The sequence below is a fragment of the Pelagibius sp. 7325 genome, from assembly GCF_037652055.1.
In the GTDB taxonomy this organism is placed as follows: Bacteria; Pseudomonadota; Alphaproteobacteria; order Kiloniellales; family Kiloniellaceae; genus Pelagibius.
Genome location: NZ_JBBKAH010000011.1, coordinates 241,559 through 257,329, shown reverse-complemented (window position 1 = coordinate 257,329; position 15,771 = coordinate 241,559). Strand labels below are relative to the sequence as shown.

The following is a 15,771-nucleotide window of genomic DNA, read 5'->3' as shown; positions in this document are numbered from 1 at the left end:
CATTGTCGCACGGAACCCAAGGCCCCGCTCGCGGGTTGGTCCCTGTCAGTCAGACCGATCCGAGGCGCAAGGCATGGCCCGCCAAAGCACGTCCAGCAAAGCCCGCAAGTCCGGCGCGAAGAAGGCCGCTTCTTCCGCCAAGCGGAGCCGTTCCAGCAAAACCGCCAGCCGGAAAACTGCCAGCCGCAAGTCCGACAGCCGGAAACAGGAGACGGTCAGCGGCCAGCGGCCGCTGTGGAGCGGCAGCCTGCGGCTCGCCCTGGTCACGGTGCCGGTGAAGCTCTTCGCCGCCACCGACCGCGGCGCCCGCATTTCCTTCCACCAGGTTCACGAGCCCTCGGGCAAGCGGGTGCGCTACCAGAAGGTGGTGCCGGACATCGGGCCGGTCGATACCGACGAAATCGTCAAGGGCTTCGAATTGCAGGGTGGCGACTACGTGCTGCTGGACCCCGATGAGATCGAAGAAGTGAAGATCGAGGCCAAGCACACCCTGGACCTCGTGCAGTTCGTGAAGCAGGGCGAGATCCATCCGATCTGGTACGACCGGCCCTACTACGTGGTGCCGGACGGCGACGACGCCGAGGAAGCCTACGGCGTGCTGCGCGACGCCCTGCGCGCGACGCAACGGGTCGGCCTCGGCCAGTTCGTCATGCGCGGGCGAGAGTACATCGGCGCGCTGAAGCCCTGCGGCAACGGCCTGATGCTGGAGACGCTGCGCTTTGCCGACGAGGTGCGGGAGTCGGCACCCTATTTCGCCGAGGTCGACGACGACGAGCCGGACCAGGAACTGCTCGATCTCGCCGAGGAGCTGATCGAGAAGAAGGCCTCCGCCTTCAAGCCGGAGGCCTTCAAGGACAGCTACACCGAAGCGCTGCGCGAGCTGATCGAGGTGAAGGCGAAGAAGGGCAAGCCGGTCCATGTCTCCGAGGACAGCCTGGAAGGCGGCGGCGAGGTGATTGACCTCGTCGAGGCCCTGAAGCGCTCGGTCGGCGACAAAAAGAAGAGTCGCTCGAGCGGCTCGCGCGCTGCCTCGAGCCGCCGCAAGGCGAGCTAGGGCCGGGCCGCCGTGCGCCGCGCCGCGAAGATCCTGGCCTGGCTGTTGGGCGGCCTTGTTGGGATCGTCGCGCTCGCCGCTGTCGCCTTGGCCTTCTTCGATTGGAACATGCTGCGCTCGACGGTCAATGAGCGGGCCAGCACGGCCAGCGGCCGCGACGTCCGGATCGAGGGCAGTCTCGATGTCGACCTGTGGTCGTGGACGCCGGAAGTGGTGGCAGAGGACGTGACCTTCGCGAATGCCGACTGGGCTGCGGAAGAAGACATGGTCCGCATCGAGAGGGTGTACCTGAAGGTCCGCCTGCTGCCGATCTTCGCCGGCCGGCTGGAGGTCGAAGAACTGCGGTTGGACAAGCCTCAGATCCGCTTGCAGCGCCGGGACGACGACGCGAACTGGGACATCGGAGGCGACACAGCCTCCGAGGTCGCGGTCGATATCGCCGCGCCGACGGAACGCGAAGACTTCCCGGTGCTGAAACAGGTCGCGGTCGAGGACGCGACGATCCACTTTCAGGACAGCGCCATGCAGGACCCCATCGAGGTCACGCTGTCGAGCCTGCGCATCGATGCGGGCGGGTTCGAAGCGCCCGTCGCCCTCTCGGCGGAAGGCCGCTACCAGGAACAGGACTTCTCCCTCGAGGCTCACGGCGCCTCCTTCGCGCGCTTTCGCGAGGCCGGCGTGCCCTATGACCTGACCCTGGACGCGCGGATCGGGGCGACGCATTTCACCGCGAACGGCGTGCTCGACGAGCCGGTGAAGCTGGCAGGGGTCGACGCACGCGTGACGCTGGAGGGCGACACCCTGGTCGAACTCTTCGACCTGCTGGCCCTGCCGCTGCCGGAATCGCCGCCTTACGCGCTGAAGGGGCGGCTGACGCGCGAGGGCGCGCGCTGGGCCCTGACCGGCTTCGAGGGCCGGCTCGGCGAGAGCGACCTGAATGGGGATATCGCGGTGGAGACCGACCGCGAGCGCCCCCTCATCGCCGCCGATCTCCGGTCGCAGTCGTTTCGGGTGGAAGATATCGACGGCTTCTGGGCTGGGGAGGAGGACGGCGGCGCAGCCGAGGAGACGGAGACGCCGGACGACGAACACATTCTTCCCGACGAGCCGTTCTCTCTGCCGAAGCTGCGCCGCATGGATGCGAAGCTGAGCTTCGAGGGCCGGGCGGTGCGCTCCGGCGCCCTGGAGCTGAAGGACATCGCCACGGAGCTGACCCTGGAAGACGGCCTCCTGACCATGACGCCGCTGGAACTCGGCCTTGCCGAGGGGCGCATCGCCGCCGACCTGCGGCTGGACGGCCGCAGCGAAATTCCGGAAATGGCCGGGGACGTGAGGATCGAAGGCCTCGACATCAATGCCCTGATGGTCCTGTTGGGCGAGGAGAATGCCGCCAGCGGCTTGCTGCAGGGTCGCCTTGAGCTGGCAATGCGGGGACGTTCCCTGCGGGAGCTGGGTGCCGGCGCGAACGGTGAGGGCGCGCTCGTCATGTCCGGCGGCACGATCGAGAACCTGCTGCTGGAGCTGATCGCCCTCGACCTGCAGGAAGCCGCCGGCCAATGGCTGACCGGCGACAACTCGCGGGTCGACGTGCTCTGCCTGGCGATGCCGACCCAGATCGAATCCGGGCGCTTTCAGGCGATGCCCTGGATTCTCGACACCACCGACGCGCTGGTCACCATAGACGGCTACGTCGACCTGGGATCCGAGCAGATCAATGTCGAGCTGGAGCCCCACCCCAAGGACTTCAGCCTGTTCAACTACCTGACCTCCATCGAGATCACCGGCAACCTCGCGACCCGGGAGGTGACGACCAATCCCCTGGAAGCGGCGGGCAAGGTAGCGCTGAAGGCGCTCGCCGCCCCGCTCATGCCGCTGTTCTCCGGCGAGATCGAAGAAGACGCCGAGGCGCAGAGCGTTCCTTGCGACAGCCTGCGCCAGAGCCTCGAAACGGCGATGGAAGAAGGCGAGCTCGACGTGGAGCAGGCCAAGGCGGCGGCGCAGCGAGACGAAGAACAGGGCTCGGCGGAGCCCGCAAACGGCGCCGATGACGACGCGCCGACGCCGAATGAAACGGCGCCGGCGCCGGCGCCGCTGGACGCCGCCACGGTGCGACGGGTGCAGTCGGCGCTGGTGGACGAGGGGTTCGATATTCAGGTCGACGGCATCATGGGCCCCGCGACGGCAGGGGCACTGGCCGATTTCCAGCGCCGTGAAGACCTGCAGTCCGACGGCCGGCCGACCGCCGACACGCTGCGGCAGCTCGGCGTGGAGGAACCACAGCAGGAGTGATGCGGCCGCGTAGCAGGCCGTTAAAAAAGGGACCTGACCCGTGGCCCATCCTTCGAGACGCCGCCTTGCGGCGGCTCCTCAGGATGAGGTCAATGCTAAGACAACTCCGACCTCATCCTGAGGAGGCTGCGCAGCAGCCGTCTCGAAGGATGGGCCGCAGGTGGTCCGGCATCTTCTTTCGAAGTTCCGGCAGTCACAGCCCGAGGCGCTGCAGCGCGGTGTCGCTGAGGCGGGTGCGGCGCTCGGCTTCGCCGGGCCAGGCCTTGGCGCGCGCCTGTAGTTTCTTTACCGGATCGGCGAGGGAAAAGGCGCTCGACCGCTCGGTCGAGGTGAGCTCTTTCCAAGACACCGGCACGGCGACGGGGGCGCCTTCGCGGGCGCGTGGCGAGAAGGGCGCGATGGCGGTCGAGCCGCGACGGTTGCGGAAGTGGTCGATGAAGATGCGGCCCTGGCGCTTGGCCTTCGACATGGTGGCGACGAAGCGCTTGGGATCGAGCTCGGCCATCTTCTCGGCAAAGCCCTTGGCGAAATCGCCGACGCTGTCCCAGTCGTAGCGCCGCTCCAGCGCCAGAACCAGGTGGATGCCCTTGCCACCGGTGAGCAGCGGCCAGGCGGGCAGGTCGGCCTGCGCCAGGACGTCGCGCAGATCGAAGGCCGCCTGGCGCACGGCGTCGAAGTCGACGCCCTCGCCGGGATCGAGATCGAAGACGACGCGGTCGGGGCGCTCCAGCCTGTCCGTACGGCTGCCCCAGAGGTGCAGTTCCAGGGCGCCGATCTGTGCGCAGGCGACGAGGGCCTGTTTCGACTCGACCAGCAGGTAGTCCTTGCTGGCACCACTGCTTTCTTTCACCGCGACCTTCTTGATGGCGTCGGGCACGCCGCTGCCGGCATGCTTCTGGAAGAAACAGGACTCTCCGCGCCCATCGGGGCAGCGCAGCAGCGAAATCGGGCGCTGCTTCACATCCGGCAGCATGGCCGGCGCGATGGCCGCGAAGTACTCGGCCAGCTGATGCTTGGTGACGCCCATCGCGGGGTAGAGGGGCTTGTCGGGATGGGTCAGGCGGACGCCGGCGACCTCCGTCTCTCCGGATTGCTTTGCCACCTTGGTGTTCCTCTCGCGCTTGGATGTATTGTCCGCGTTCCGGGGAGTCTCGCGCGCCACCTCTTCGGCCGCCTTGTCCTCTCGCAGTCCGTCGAAGACGGCATGACGCACCGCGCCGTCGCGGGTCATCTCGGTGAAGCGCACCTGCGCGACGAGATCCGGCGTCGCCCAGCGGGCATTGCGGGCGATGTCCGCGGGCACGCTCTCGAAGGGCGGCGTCTTGCGCCGGCGCCGCTTCAACAGGGCGGCGATCTCGTCGAGCTGGGCCGTGTCGAAGCCACTACCCACGCGCCCCGCGTAGCGCAGCGCGCCGTCCTCGTAAACGCCGAGCAGCAGAGAGGCGAAGGGGCGATTGCGACCGGAGGGCGACCAGCCGCTGATGACGAACTCCTGCTGGCGCACGCACTTGATCTTCAGCCAGTCGCGGGTGCGGCGTGCCTTGTAGGCGGCATCGGCGCGCTTGGCGATGATGCCTTCCAGGCCCTGGCGGCAGGCGGCCGCGGCAATGCGGCTGCCGCTGCCCGCCGTGTAGTCGGCCAGGTGGAGGGGGCGGCGGGGCTTGCCCAAAGCCTTTTCCAGGCGCTTCTTGCGCTGCTTGAGCGGCAGCTTACGCAGGTCCTTGCCGCCTTGGCGCAGGATGTCGAAGAGGACGAGGCTCAGTCTTTGCGGCGCCTGCTTCAGCGCCGCCTGCAGGGCGCCGAAGTCGCTGACGCCGTCCGCGTTCGTCACCACCAGTTCGCCGTCCAGCACGGTATCCTTCAGGCCGAGGCCGCCGAGAGCATCGGCGATCACCGGCATGCGATCGGTCCAGTCCTTGCCGGAGCGGGTGAAGCAGCGCACCGCCTGGCCGTCGCAGGCGACGATGAGCCGATAGCCGTCGAACTTGGTCTCGAAGATCCAGTCGTCGCCCCGCGGCGGGTCGTCGACCAGCGTCGCGAGCTGGGGCTTCATGAACATGTCGCCCTTGGTGAGCCTGCTTTTCGGCGCGGTGGCCGCTGCAGCGGTTTCCTTCGGGCGCTGCCCGCGCCGGGCAGGGGTGTTGTCACCGATCTGCTGCATGGTGCGACCGGACTTGACGCTGCGGTCGTCCTCGTCGCCGAGCGCGCCGTCGCCGTCGCCGTCGCCGTCGGCCAGGCCGTCGCGCTCCTTGATGAGCAACCAGTTCTCACGCTTTTCCTTGGCCGCCTTGCCGCCCATGCGCACCAGGGTGAAACCGCCTTTGAGGCGGCTGCCCGAAAGAGTGAGCTTCAGCTTGCCGGCCTTCAGCCCCTTGGCCGGGTCGCCCTCGGGCGTGAAGGTGCCGCGGTCCCACAGCATGACGGTGCCGCCGCCATATTCGCCCTTGGGAATGGTGCCCTCGAAATCGGCGTAGTCGGCCGGATGGTCCTCGGTGCGCACCGCCAGGCGCTTGTCCCGCGGATCGAGGCTCGGACCCTTGGTCACCGCCCAGCTGACGAGCACACCGCCGATGCCCAGGCGGAAATCATAGTGCAGCCGACGGGCGGCATGCTTCTGGACCACGAAGGTGCCGTCGACGCCCGCCTGCCGCCTGCCTTTCGGCTCGCGGGTCCGGGAGAAGTTTCGCTTGGCTTCGTAAGCGGAGAGCACGCCCATCGGTCACCCTTTCGTCTCCTCCCGTCAACGACCGAGGGAGGGTCGGGTTCCGGCGCCGCCAGGCCCCCCTAGATCCCCTGCTCCGCCAGGAAGCGGCCGACGGCCTCGACGCAGTCCTGCCAGGCCGGTTCGTAGTCGACCAGGATGTGGTTGCGGCTTTCCAGCGGCACGAAGTGCGCGTTGGGGATGCCGGAGGCGACCGCGCGGCCGAGTTCCAGCGGGATGCGCTGGTCGTACTTGGAGTGCAGCACGAGGGCCGGCGCCTGCACCTGGGCGAGGCGGTCGCGCACGTCGATGTAGCCGAAAGCATCCTGGAAGCGCGCTGCGTTCCTGGGTGAGCAGGTGAGACGCTGGAACTCGTCGAACCAGGCGAGATCCTCGGCGCTCGCCTCCGGCATGAAGGTCTGCGAGAAAATGTGCCGGTAGGCCGGGTTGTCTGTGCCCCAGCCGACTTCTGTCAGGGTCAGCACCGCCTCGCGGCGCGCCTGCTCTTCCGGTGTCGCGAGATGGCGCCAGCCGGCCGCATAGCCGCCGAGCAGCACCAGGCCGGAGACCCGCTGCGGGTGGCGCACGGCGTATTCGATGGAGACCGCGCAGCCCTGCGAGATGCCCAACAGCGGGAAGCGCTCCAGTTCCAGCTTGTCGGCGACGGCCTCGAGGTCCTCGACGAAGGCCTCGAAGCTCAGATCGTCGACGTCCCAGTCCGAGAGGCCGCAGCCGCGCTCGTCGTAGCGGATGAAGGTGCGGCCGCGGGCGATCGCCGCAAAGCTGCGTCCCCAGATCGGGCTCGCCCAGTCGAACTCCAGATGATTGAGCCAGTTGGCCGCCTTCAGCAGCGGCGGCCCCGAGCCGACGCTGGCATAGGCGATCTTGGTGCCGTCGGAGACCTCGCAGAAGCCGATGCGCTGCGCGCGCAAGGCACGGCCGCGGGCATCGCCCGGTCCGGGGTGCCTCGTGCTTTCGTGGGAGGCCGGCGCGGCGGCTCGAGGGCCCTTGGCCGAGAAGGCAGGGTCCTGCTGTGCAGGAGCAGTAGCAGGAGCCGCCGCCGCGTGGGCCGCGGCATCCGCCGGGTCGGCGTCGCGCCACAGCCGCTGCCACTTCTTCGCCGCGGCCGGCGCGATCTCGGGATGGGTGGCGAGCCGGCGCAGCACCGCAGCGCGCGCCGCCTGGGCGTCCTCCCGCTCCGACGTCAGCCAGGCGTCGAAGGCGGCGTCGCCGGCCCCATCGAGACCGTCCAGGAGCACGCGGTCCAGCCGTTCGGCCATGATCTCCAACGCGGCGGGGGTGAGGCTGTCGCCGTCCTGGCGCAGCGCGGCGTGAATGTCGCGGATGTCGATCTCGACGTTTTGGGTGTCGAAGTGGACCCGCTCGCGGTCGGCGACGATGCGCGGCCGGTCGGGCGCGTCCACCACACGGCGCAGCTTGCTGAGCGACCAGCGCAGCGCCGCCTTGGGGTCGTCCGGCAGGTCCCACAACAGCTCGCAGAGGCGTTCGCGGCGGTGCGGGCGGCCGGTTGCGGCGAGAAAGGCCAGCAGCGCGCGGGCCTTGCGCGATGCCGGCAGCGGCAGTTCCGCGCCCGCCGCGCTGACACGCAACTCGCCCAGCAACGAGATCTGAAGATCCAGGGGCAAGCGTCCCTCCGGGCGGCGGCGAAAAACAACGGTCCGGCGGCACCAATACCACCCTGGCTACAACGCTGACAACAACGGCCCGCCGTCAGATTGCGTCCTGCGGAGAGTGCTCCGCCAACCGACCGCTCCCGCCTCGACAGGGCAGCGGTGCGGTCTGGCGGCGTGCGCCGATTTTTCTGTGCGGGATTAAGGCAGTGTACGAACAAGTCGCCGCGAAAGCCGGCACGGCTCCTTTCATCGACCCTCGGGATCTGGAGGCGCAGCCGCACGCGGTCCTGGCCGCGCTGCGCCGGGCGCACCCCGTCGTCCGGCTGGGCGAGCGGCAGTACATGGCGCTGCGGGGCGCGGACGTCATCGCCATGCTGACCGATCCGCGGACGATCCAGATCGAGGGGGCCGACTATGTGGCGCTGAATGGCATCCCGGAAGGCGCCACCGCCCGCTTCCTGCGGGATTTCTTCCTCTTCGACAACGGGGAGGCGCACAAGACCAAGCGCCGCCTCTTTGCCGGCGCCTTCGCGCCGCGCGCGCTTGAGGCGGTGCAGCCGCGGATCCGCGCCGTCGCCGATGCCATCGTCGCCGAACTGCCGCGCGACGAGACCATCGACTTCGTCGCGTGCATGGCCGCGCGCCTGCCGGGCGAAATGATCGCTGCAATTCTCGGGCTGCCGCGCTTCGAAGTGCCTTACTTCACACGCCACGTGCAGACCATCGCGCGGGCGGTTTCGCCGGTCTATCCGCAGGCGGACCATACCGAGATCGAGAGCGCGGCGATCCGCCTCTTCGCCTATGTCGAGAACCATCTGCTGATGCGGCTGGGAATGCCGCACGGCGACCTGTTGTCGACGCTGGTCGCCGATTGGCAGACGCACCCAACGATTTCCTTTACGAGCCTGGTCCACCAGGTGCTGGGCCTCATCGTCGGCGGCATCGACACCACCCGCGTCGGTTTCGCCGCGCTCGTCGCCCTGTTGGCGGAGCATCCCGCGGCCTGGGCGGCGGTAAAGGCCGATCCCCGTCTCATTCCCGGTGCCGTCGCCGAGGCGCTGCGCTACGAACCCTCGGTGGGTTCGATCGCCCGTGTCACCACGGCACCGGTTGCGATCGGCGATGTGACGCTGCCGGCGGGGGTGGTGCTGCGCGTCAGCCTGCTGTCTGCACTGCGTGATCCTGACCTCTACGCCGATCCCGACCGCTTCGACATCCGCCGCAGCGATCACCCGCGCCTGCATCCGGTGTTCGGTACCGGTCCGCACCGCTGCATCGGCGAGATGCTGGCGCGGCTGGAGATGCAGGAGGGGCTGGCGGCCCTGATTTCGGCCGTCGACGCGATCGAGATGGACGAGCCGCCGCTGCTCAGTGGTTTCGGCGGCATCCGCCGGATCACGCCAATGCCGTTGCGCGTGCGCTGAAACCGTATCCGCCGGATTCTCGTAGCTCGGTTGTCACTGCTCCGTTCGACAAGGCGGACCGGCAAAGTACGAATTGGAACAACGATGCAGATTTCATTGAAGACCATCGACGGTGTCGTGGTTCTCAGCGTGTCGGGGGCCGCGGACAGCCACGCCGCCGGACAGCTGAGCGATGCCCTCGTGCGATGCATCGCCGACGGCACCAAGAAGCTGATCGTCGACCTCTCGGGCGTTCACCTCATGACGCGCGCGGGCATGCGAGGGCTCATCGTCGCCGCCATGCTGATGGACACCGCACAAGGCGAGATGCGGATCTGCGGTGCCTTGCGCTCGGTCGACGCCTTCCTGCGCGGCCGCGGCTTCTCCTACCTGCTGACCTGCGATGCCTCGCTGCAGGCCTCGCTCGCCGAACTGTGCGGCGGCGAGAGCCGGGAGGCCGAAGTGCCGGTCATTCCGATCCTGCAGGCTCTGTAGCGACCGTACCCTCTTGCGGGGAAGCGGCCTATTTCATCCAAGGATACAAAGAAATGTCATTCAGCGACTTTGCGATCTTCAATCACGATTTCCGTGTTCGCCGCGGCCTGCAGGCGGGCGCCCTGGGCGTGCCGTCCCTGGCGGGTTTCTTCCTTGCTCTCAGGGACCACTGGCGCCGTCAGGAAGACTACCGGACCCTGATGGACCTGCCCGACAACCTGCTGGAGGATATCGGGCTCGACCGGGCGCGGGTCGCCGCCGCGCTGAAGCAACGTCTCTTCTGAGCTTCCCGCCTTTCCGAGGCCCCTGGAGCCGCGGTGCCGGCTCCGGCGGCGCGGCGGCAGTGGTGCGCCGGGAATACCGGTGCCGGCGCCCCTGCCGCCCTGCCCACTTCAACACTGGCCCCGCTGCCCGCAGTCCGCTAAGACAGGACCGTCCGAGCAGCCTGTAAGGAAGGGGTGTCCGTGTTGAAAGAGTTGCTTCAGCGCAATGTCGCGTGGGCGGCCGAGCGAGTCGCCCAGGATCCGAACTATTTCAAGCGCTTGGCTGACATCCAGCGGCCGCATTACTTCTGGATCGGCTGTTCCGACAGCCGCGTGCCCGCCAACGTCATCGCCGGTCTGGAGCCGGGCGAGGTCTTCGTCCACCGCAATGTCGCCAACCTGGTCAATCCGGGCGACCTCAACTGCCTCTCGGTGCTGCAGTTCGCCGTCGAGCAGTTGAAGGTGCGCGAGATCATCGTCACCGGCCACTACGGCTGCGGCGGCATCGCCGCCGCCGTCGACGGCGAGCGCCACGGCCTCATCGACCACTGGCTGCAGCCGATCCGAGACACCGCCCGGCGCTGCGAGGCGGAACTGGAGAAGCTCACGGATCACCACCGGCGCCTCGACCGGCTCTGCGAGTTGAACGTCATCGCCCAGGTCAGCCGTGTGGCCGAGACGCCCATCGTGCTGGACGCCTGGAGCCGCGGCCAGGGGCTGGTGGTGCACGGCCTCTGCTATGGTCTGCAGGACGGCCGCCTGCGCAACCTGGAATGCACCCTAACGGGGCCGCCCGGCGGCTGAGGCCCGGGGACTTCAAGAGCCAGTCTTCAAGACCAAGAAAATACGGGAGGAAAATCGTGAAAGTAGGAACATTCCGCGTCGACGGCGAACGCAAGGTCGGTGTGCTGGACGAGGCCGCGGGTCATGTGCGGCCCTTCGCGCTGGAGCGCGCCGCCGCCGAGCGCGGTGTCGAGGCGCTGGCGCGGCTCGCGGCCGAAGGCCTGCCGCTGCCGGAACTGGGCGCGCCCGTCGCGCTGTCCGACATCCAACTTGAAGCGCCGATCCCCCGCCCGCGCCGCAACGTCTTTTGCGTCGGCAAGAACTACCACGATCACGCCCAGGAATTCGCGTCGTCGGGTTTCGACTCTTCCGCGGCCGCCGGTGCCGTGCCGAAGGTGCCGATCATCTTCTCCAAGGTACCGGAATCGGTGATCGCGGCGGGCGAAGCCATCGTGATGGATTCCAGCGTCGATGCCTCGCTGGATTACGAGGTGGAACTCACCGTCATCATCGGCAAGGGCGGGCGCGGCATCAAGAAGGCCGACGCGCTGAAGCACGTCTGGGGATACACCATCGTGAACGACGTGACGGCGCGCGACCTGCAGGGCCGCCACAGCCAGTGGCTGATCGGCAAGTCGCAGGACACCTTCTGCCCGATGGGTCCCTGGGCGGTGACCGCCGACGAGATCGACCTGGCCGACACGACGGTGAAGACCTTCGTGAACGGCGAGAAGCGCCAGGACTCCAACACCGGGCTCCTCATTTTCGACGTGCCGACCATCATCGAGACGCTGTCGGCCGGCATCACCTTGTTGCCCGGTGACGTCATCGCCACCGGCACGCCGGCGGGCGTGGGCATCGGCTTCAAGCCGCCGCGCTACATGAGCCACGGCGACAGCGTGCGCTGCGAGATCGGCGGTATCGGCGCGCTGGAGAATCCCATCGTCGACCGTGCCCGCAAGGCCGACGCGGCGGATTAAGCCTCGCGCTTTCGGCCGGGGCAGACCCCGCGGCTTAACGGACGCTTTTCGCCAGTCCCCGGGGCCCGCCGCGGCCCCGGGGATTTTTGTTGTTGGGGCGGGTCGCGCAGCAGCAGGATGCCGAGCGCCTGATCGCCGGCCCCCGGCGGCCCGCCCATCTGCAGCTTCAACAGATCCCGCGCCAAACCCTGGGCCGGTCGGCCCGGCGGCGTCCCCGGCGCCGTGCCGGCGATCCGGATACGTTTGAGAAATTCTCTAATCATGGGTTAGGATTGGCTGCATGAAGGGCGACTTTCAAACGCGAAGATCGCGAGAGCTCTTGAGAATTTCTCAATAGAGAGGTGGCGCCTTGCGGCAGCTTCCATCCTTGCGCGGGATCCAGGCCTTCGAGGCCGTGGCGCGGCTCGGCAGTCTGGCCGCGGCGGCGGACTACCTCGGCATCACCGTCAGTGCCGTCAGCCATCGTCTGCGCGGCCTGGAACAGGAACTCGGCATCGATCTGCTGCAGCGGGCACCCAAGGGACTGGTGCTGACCGCCGCCGGTCGGCGCTACCGGGGCGCGGTGGAGGCGGCCTTCGCCGGCCTCGCCCAGGCGACCGCCGAACTGCTGGGCCCGGATCTCTCCCGGCCCCTGACGGTCAGCCTCACCACAGAAATCGGCCTGCGGTGGCTGATGCCGCGCTTTCACCGCTTCCGCGAGCGGCATCCGGAGATTGACACGGCGCTGCTCAGTTCCTACCAGGTGGTCGACCTGAAGGCGGGCGAGGCCGATCTCGCCCTGCGCTACGGCGACGGCGACTGGGACGACGGGGAGGTCGAAAGCCTGCTGGCGTTCCGGGTGACTCCGGTCTGCGCGCCCGCCGTGCGCGACGCCATGGCCGGTCTGCCGCTGCAGCAGGCGCTGGACAGCCAGGTGCTGATCCGCGAGGACTACGACGACTGGCCGCTCTGGCTGGCCGCTGCCGGCATCGACAGCGTTGCCCCGGCGCGCCGGCTGCGGTTCTACGACTATCTGATGGCGCTGGCCGCGGCGATCGGCGGGCAGGGCCTGCTGCTGGGCTATTCCGGCTACGTCGACGCGGAGCTGGCGGCCGGGCTGCTGGTGCAGCCCTTCGAGCCCTGGGTGCCGACCGGCAAGGGTTACTACCTCGTTTACCGTAAGGAGCGCCTGAGCGACCCTCGCGTGCGCGCGTTCAGGGACTGGGTGATGGCGGAGGCGGGGGGCGGGATGCCCGCCCCGTAGCGGCCTCAGGCGGCGAGGCGGGCCTTGGCGACCAGGGGCAGATGGTCGGAGGCGTGCAGGGTCAGTTCGCTGTCGAAGACGCCCGCTTCGATCACTTCCCATTCCGCCGAGAGGTAGATGCGGTCGAGGCTGAGGCGCGGCTTACGGGCGGGGTAGGTCGGCATGCGCACGCAGGTCGGGAAGCGCCCGGCGAGGATCTCCGAGGCCCTGGTCCGCCGCCGCAGCATGTTGAAGTCGCCCAGCAGGACACCCGGAAGGCCGGCGTCGGGCTCCAGCGCGTGCAGCAGGCGGCGGGTCTGGCGGTCGCGCTCCCACACCGTGAGGCCCAGGTGCAGTACGGCGAGCTGCAGCGGGGCGTTGTCCGCCTGCACCTCGGCCACCACGGCGGCACGCGGCACGTGGCCGCGGACCTTGAGGTCGACCCACTGTTTCTTTTCGGCGGGCAACCGCGTCAGCAGCGCGTTGCCGAACTGCGCGCGCAGCGGATCGCGCACGAGGCCCTCGATGACCGTGTAGCCGGTGTTCTCGCGCAGCCAGGCGAACTGGTCGACGCGGTGGTGGGTGCGGCGGTGCCAGCCGACCTCCTGCAGGCCGACGACGTCGGCATCGATCTCCGCCAGGACGGCGGCGATGCGGCCCATGTCGAAGTGACGGTCGCCGCCGATGCCGGAATGGATGTTCCAGGTCGCGAACTTCAGCGTTCTGGGGGATCGGCTAGACATCCTTGCACAGACGCAGGGCATCGTAGATGGCGGCGTGGACGTTGCGGCTGGCGACGGCATCGCCGATGCGATACAGGCGAAAGGCGCCGTCCGGATTCGCCTCGGTCTCCTGCGGGCGGCCGGCGATTATTGCCGGATAGTCGACGGCGCCGAGGTTGGCGCTGAGCGGCTTCAGCGCGAAATAGAGCTCGTCGAGCGGCAGGGTGCCGTGCTCGACCACCAGCTGATCGACCTCGCGGGTCTCTGTCCTCTCCGAGTAGTCGGAGCCCAGCGTGACCTTGATGCGGTTGCCGCTGCGCTCGGCGGCGAGCACGCGCTTGTTGATGGTGAGGCGGGTGCCGTGTTCGTCGAAGCAGCGCGCGTAGGCGACGTGGTTGAGGCCGCCGACATCGACGGCGAAGAAGCGCTCCGGCGTCACGATTTCCAGCTGGGCGCCCTTTTCGGCGATCATCTCGGCGGCGGTGAGGCCCGGGTGCGCGGCATTGTCGTCGTAGAGCAGCACGCTCTCGGCGATGGGGGCATCGCCGGAGAGGATGTCCCAGGAGCTGACCGCGAGCGCGCTGCCGGCGAGGATCTCGGTGTTCGGCAGACCGCCGGTGGCCACGACCACCACCTCGGGACTCTCGGCCAGCACCTCCTCGGCGCCGACGTAGCTGTTGAAGCGCAGGTCGACGCCGGCGGCGGTGCAGCGCGCCATGCGCCAGTCGATGATTCCGATGAGCTCGGAGCGGCGGCGCAGGCGCGCGGCGAGGCGGAGCTGGCCGCCCGGCTGGTCGGCGGCTTCGAACAGCACCACGGCATGGCCCCGGGCGGAGAGCACGCGGGCGGCCTCGAGCCCGGCCGGACCGGCGCCGATCACCACCGCGCGCTTCTTCTGCGTGGCCGGACGCAGCACGTGGGGCATGGTCGCCTCGCGCCCGGTCGCCGGGTTGTGAATGCAGAGCGCCTCATGGCCCTCGTAGATGCGATCGAGGCAGTAGGTGGCACCGACGCAGGGGCGGATCTCGTGTTCCTTGCCGGCGGCGATCTTCATCACGATGTGCGGGTCGGCGATGTGGGCGCGGGTCATGCCGACCATGTCGAGCTTGCCCTCGGCGACCGCGTGGCGCGCCGTCGCCACGTCGGCGATGCGCGCGGCGTGGAATACCGGGAACTTCGTTTCCGCGCGCACTTCGCCGCAGAAGTCGAGGTGCGGGCCGGAGGCCATGCCCTGCACCGGGATGACTTTGGAGAGCGCGGCGTCGGTGTCGATGTGGCCGCGGATCAGGTTCAGAAAGTCGATCTGGCCGGCGGCGACCAGGCGCTGCGCGATCTCGACACCCTCGGCGCGCGAGAGGCCCTGGTCCCAGTCCTCGTCGGCCACCATGCGGATGCCGACGATGAATGCGGGGCCGACTCTCTGCCGGATGGCGTCCAGCACCCGGAAGGTGAATTTCAGCCGGTTGTCGAGGGTGCCGTTCCAGCCGTCCTCGCGCCGGTTGGTGGCCGGCGACCAGAACTGGTCCATCAGGTGGCCGTAGGCTTCAAGCTCGATGCCGTCCAGGCCGCCGGCCTGCATGCGCTCGGCGGCATCGGCGTAGTCGGCAATGATGCGCTCCAGGTCCCAGTCCTCCGCCGCCTTGGGGAAAGCGCGGTGCGCGGGTTCACGTACAGGGGAGGGCGCCAGCACCGGCAACCAGTCGGCCTTGTTCCAATTGGTGCGCCGGCCGAGATGCGTGATCTGCATCATCACCGCGGCCCCGTGTTCGTGGCAGGCCTCGCTCAGCTCCCGCAGCCAGGGCACGATCTCGTCCTTGTAGGCGTGCAAATTGCCAAAGGCCTGCGGGCTGTCGCGCGACACCACGGCAGAGCCGGCGGTCATGGTGAGGGCAATGCCGCCCTTGGCCTTCTCGGCGTGGTAGAGGCGGTAGCGCTGCTTCGGCAGGCCGTCCTCGGAATAGGCGGGCTCGTGCGCGGTCGAGAGGATCCGGTTGCGCAGGGTCAGGTGCTTCAGCCGGTAGGGTTGCAGCAGGGGATCTTTGGACGCGTCATACATGATATCGAGTGTGCCGCGCCGGCGGGCGCTCTGTCCACAGGCGCCTGTCCCGCTGGTTGTAGAGCCGGGACCGGGTGCGCGCGCCGGGACGAAGCGTCACCCCAGCATGATGAAAGCGCCAAGAGACTGACATCTAACGGTCACGACTCCCTGGCAAAGGTGACGGAGG

12 protein-coding genes are annotated in these 15,771 nt (G+C 68.5%); 8 read left to right on the top strand and 4 right to left on the bottom strand.

The genetic code is table 11. From position 1 onward, the window contains the following. Nucleotides 1-73 precede the first annotated feature (73 nt). Both WDC82_RS21170 and WDC82_RS21165 read left to right on the top strand, forming a co-directional pair. A complete protein-coding gene (locus tag WDC82_RS21170; protein WP_340119397.1) occupies nt 74-1,054 on the top strand; it encodes a Ku protein in 981 nt (326 codons plus the stop codon). A 12-nt stretch (nt 1,055-1,066) separates the two neighbouring features. Then, nucleotides 1,067-3,343: an AsmA family protein gene (locus WDC82_RS21165; protein WP_340119396.1), complete on the top strand. Its 2,277-nt coding sequence runs from the start codon at nt 1,067-1,069 to the stop codon at nt 3,341-3,343. A gap of 193 nt (nt 3,344-3,536) precedes the next feature. Here the strand turns inward: WDC82_RS21165 and ligD are convergent, their stop codons facing one another. Both ligD and WDC82_RS21155 read right to left on the bottom strand, forming a co-directional pair. Continuing rightward, nucleotides 3,537-6,059 (bottom strand): DNA ligase D, encoded by a 2,523-nt coding sequence (gene ligD, locus WDC82_RS21160; protein ID WP_340119395.1) that lies wholly within the window; start codon nt 6,057-6,059, stop codon nt 3,537-3,539. 68 nt (nt 6,060-6,127) lie between these two features. After that, nucleotides 6,128-7,690, bottom strand: a complete 1,563-nt coding sequence (locus WDC82_RS21155; protein ID WP_340119394.1) for an alpha/beta fold hydrolase — start codon at nt 7,688-7,690, stop codon at nt 6,128-6,130. Nucleotides 7,691-7,884: 194 nt separating this feature from the next. Between WDC82_RS21155 and WDC82_RS21150 the strand changes: the two genes are divergently transcribed. The 6 genes from WDC82_RS21150 (at nt 7,885) to WDC82_RS21125 (ending at nt 12,845) form a co-directional block, all read left to right on the top strand. Then, complete coding sequence (locus WDC82_RS21150; protein ID WP_340119393.1) at nt 7,885-9,102, top strand: cytochrome P450; 1,218 nt, start codon at nt 7,885-7,887, stop codon at nt 9,100-9,102. 84 nt (nt 9,103-9,186) lie between these two features. Beyond that, complete coding sequence (locus tag WDC82_RS21145) at nt 9,187-9,576, top strand: STAS domain-containing protein (protein ID WP_340119392.1); 390 nt, start codon at nt 9,187-9,189, stop codon at nt 9,574-9,576. Between the two features lie 53 nt (nt 9,577-9,629). Beyond that, nucleotides 9,630-9,860 (top strand): DUF1127 domain-containing protein, encoded by a 231-nt coding sequence (locus WDC82_RS21140; protein ID WP_340119391.1) that lies wholly within the window; start codon nt 9,630-9,632, stop codon nt 9,858-9,860. A 180-nt stretch (nt 9,861-10,040) separates the two neighbouring features. Next, a complete protein-coding gene (locus WDC82_RS21135) occupies nt 10,041-10,643 on the top strand; it encodes a carbonic anhydrase (protein ID WP_340119390.1) in 603 nt (200 codons plus the stop codon). Nucleotides 10,644-10,699: 56 nt separating this feature from the next. Continuing rightward, nucleotides 10,700-11,602 carry a fumarylacetoacetate hydrolase family protein gene (locus WDC82_RS21130; protein ID WP_340119389.1) on the top strand — a complete coding sequence of 301 codons (903 nt, stop codon included), beginning with the start codon at nt 10,700-10,702 and terminating at the stop codon, nt 11,600-11,602. 349 nt (nt 11,603-11,951) lie between these two features. Beyond that, complete coding sequence (locus tag WDC82_RS21125) at nt 11,952-12,845, top strand: LysR substrate-binding domain-containing protein (RefSeq protein ID WP_340119388.1); 894 nt, start codon at nt 11,952-11,954, stop codon at nt 12,843-12,845. 5 nt (nt 12,846-12,850) lie between these two features. Here the strand turns inward: WDC82_RS21125 and WDC82_RS21120 are convergent, their stop codons facing one another. Together WDC82_RS21120 and WDC82_RS21115 are read right to left on the bottom strand one after the other, a co-directional pair. Continuing rightward, nucleotides 12,851-13,567 carry an endonuclease/exonuclease/phosphatase family protein gene (locus WDC82_RS21120; RefSeq protein ID WP_340119387.1) on the bottom strand — a complete coding sequence of 239 codons (717 nt, stop codon included), beginning with the start codon at nt 13,565-13,567 and terminating at the stop codon, nt 12,851-12,853. Beyond that, the gene (locus tag WDC82_RS21115; protein ID WP_340119386.1) at nt 13,560-15,602 is read right to left on the bottom strand and encodes an NADH:flavin oxidoreductase; all 2,043 of its coding nucleotides are present in this window, start codon (nt 15,600-15,602) and stop codon (nt 13,560-13,562) included. Before WDC82_RS21115 ends, WDC82_RS21120 begins: the two co-directional genes overlap by 8 nt. Between the last annotated feature and the right edge of the window lie 169 nt (nt 15,603-15,771).

Excerpts from the sequence above, each read along its gene's own strand:
- WDC82_RS21170 (WP_340119397.1), top strand. The coding sequence starts at position 74 with ATGGCCCGCCAAAGCACGTCCAGCAAAGCCCGCAAGTCCGGCGCGAAG.
- ligD (WP_340119395.1), bottom strand. The coding sequence starts at position 6,059 with ATGGGCGTGCTCTCCGCTTACGAAGCCAAGCGAAACTTCTCCCGGACC.
- WDC82_RS21115 (WP_340119386.1), bottom strand. The coding sequence starts at position 15,602 with ATGTATGACGCGTCCAAAGATCCCCTGCTGCAACCCTACCGGCTGAAG.
- WDC82_RS21140 (WP_340119391.1), top strand. The coding sequence starts at position 9,630 with ATGTCATTCAGCGACTTTGCGATCTTCAATCACGATTTCCGTGTTCGC.
- WDC82_RS21120 (WP_340119387.1), bottom strand. The coding sequence starts at position 13,567 with ATGTCTAGCCGATCCCCCAGAACGCTGAAGTTCGCGACCTGGAACATC.
- WDC82_RS21145 (WP_340119392.1), top strand. The coding sequence starts at position 9,187 with ATGCAGATTTCATTGAAGACCATCGACGGTGTCGTGGTTCTCAGCGTG.